The organism is Pseudoalteromonas sp. G5_S1_14_S5 (assembly GCF_054968605.1).
This window is the reverse complement of the sequence record NZ_JBQKUM010000254.1, coordinates 1-340: the sequence shown is the minus strand read 5'-3', so window position 1 is coordinate 340 and position 340 is coordinate 1. Positions and strand designations below refer to the sequence as shown.

General features: G+C 42.4%; 1 protein-coding gene. It reads right to left on the bottom strand.

What is annotated here, in order from left to right; genetic code table 11:
* Window positions 1-340: IS630 family transposase (locus ACTRWI_RS22780; RefSeq protein ID WP_499133951.1), on the bottom strand; the 340-nt coding region annotated here is incomplete at both ends.

The following is a 340-nucleotide window of genomic DNA, read 5'->3' as shown; positions in this document are numbered from 1 at the left end:
TCTCAGGAAGAGTCACAGCAAAAAATTGGTCTATTGCAGCCTTGAAGTCCCGTTTCTTTTTGAAGTAAACGTTGTTCCTCGACTTCTCATTCATTACTTTCCATAGCCGCTCTATTGGGTTGAGGTTTGGGCTGTAAGGTGGAAGAAAATGCAGTTCAATATTAAGGACAAACGCAGCATCTCTGACTAAGTCACTGCGGTGAGATCCCGCACCATCTAAGATGATATGGAGCTTATGATTTAATGGGTAACTATCTCTGAGCTTGCAGAAAAAGCGAACAATCGTTTCACTGTTAATGCTCTCGTAATCGTGAATGATGGTTGCACCAATATCCGACAG